Origin of the sequence: Glutamicibacter sp. HZAU (assembly GCF_004100365.1) — a bacterium.
Lineage (GTDB): Bacteria > Actinomycetota > Actinomycetes > Actinomycetales > Micrococcaceae > Glutamicibacter > Glutamicibacter nicotianae.
Window position 1 is genome coordinate 1 of sequence record NZ_SCKZ01000026.1, and the last position, 1646, is coordinate 1646.

A 1646-nucleotide genomic window follows, 5' to 3' on the forward strand; every position below is an offset into this window, starting at 1 on the left:
CCTGAACCACCAGCGCTGGGTGCCAGGCTCCACCAACCTGGACTGAAATGACCTTTCGAAACCAAAGAAATAACAGGACAACCGCCAGTTCAGGCAGCGAGCTCGCCGTGCCGCCACCGCTGGAACAGCAACCTAATATTCTGCTGAAGCTGGAATAGCAGCTGAGCTTCCGGCGCATTTTTGGGGATCAGCAGCCGGCGTTGCCGGCCGCCAGAGACAATTTTGCCGGCCATTGAAAACAGCCGGTACCGCCACCGCTTCAAATCCCAGCAGCCTGCCTCATGGCCACCAGGCAACACCGCCAGCTGCAGCCAGGACACCAGATTCACTGCGAACATTGCCAGATCAGCCCATGCCTGGTTCGCGGTAAAAGACCAATAAGGCAGTTTGCCCAACCCCGTGCTCTTCAGCGTTTTGATCCTGTTCTCGCACCGGCCACGCGCCCGGTGCCGGGCATCGAGGAACGCCACGTTGAACCGCGGGCTATTGGTCAAGAACGCGGTCACCCGGTTCCCGTCCGTATCGAACAAAGTCGCTTTCGCCCCGGGATGCAACGGCTCAGCCCGCAAATAAATCCTTGTTCCTGGTGGGTAGTCATTCAGCTCGATCACCTTGCTCGCGTCGATCACCCACGCATCATCACGCTGCTCCCCGCCAGCGGTCAGGGCCGGTTCCCAGTACTTCTTCTCATCGATCCACCGGATGAACCGCTCCTTGAGCACCGGCAACGAATACGAAGTGGAGAACTGAATCCCCAGCGACTGCAGGTGGTGCAAGAACTCACGGGACGAGCCGGCACTATCGGTGCGGACCAGAATCTTCTCTCCATGCAGGTTTCCGTGCTCGTCATAGAAATCATCAGGCAGCTGCGCCAACGCCTGGTTGAGGACTCCAATATGGGATTTCGCGGAATTTGCGCCCCGGTTTCCCGGACGCAACTGCACGGCCAACACTTCGCCGGTTCCATTCGTCTTGCCGTAGTCGGCCATGGCGATCATGGGTGAGAATCCGTACCCGCCTTTATACGTGCCGGCACTGTTCTCTTTGTCGGAGTGCACGTGTACTAGCGAGGCATCGATGTCGATGATCAGCGGGTTGGCTGACGTGGCCAGCCGGGCAGGATTCCGTGACCCGGCTGCAGCCCAAGCTTTGGAGCGCAGGCTGCGGGTCATGGTGGCGAAGCCATACTCGAAAGCTTCTGGCTGGTCCTTGATGCGGCCCATGAACCTGCTGACTGTGGCATCGGACGCTATCGGGCCGAAGAGCCCTGGAGCGACACGTAGCTGGTCGATATCAGCGGCCTGCTCGCCACCGGCGGCCAACGACAACGCCAATGTTCCGAGGATCTTTCCTGGCCGGTGTGTTGCGGTGGCTGGCACGAACTGGCTGAACCGGTCTTCGCAAAGCTGGCGGAAGTCCAGGGCGTTCAGGAAGCTGGTGAGCACCGACAACCCAGCATGGGAGACGAGGGCTTGGCTGGTGCGTTGGGTCGGGAGGGCAGGGAAAACGTGGGTAGAATGGTTCACTGAAAAGGTGATCCTTTGATCTGGTGATTTAGAGCTTCAACAACTCCTATTTTTCCAGTTCAGGTCACCTTTTCTTCTTTTAAGTCAGTTAATGACTGCCGTTGCCATGGAATACCCGGG

General features: G+C 58.6%; 1 protein-coding gene. It reads right to left on the minus strand.

Annotated elements, in window-relative coordinates; translation table 11 throughout:
• Positions 1 to 89 precede the first annotated feature (89 nt).
• Complete coding sequence (locus tag EKH49_RS16360; protein WP_128471679.1) at positions 90 to 1526, minus strand: IS1380 family transposase; 1437 nt, start codon at positions 1524 to 1526, stop codon at positions 90 to 92.
• Between the last annotated feature and the right edge of the window lie 120 nt (positions 1527 to 1646).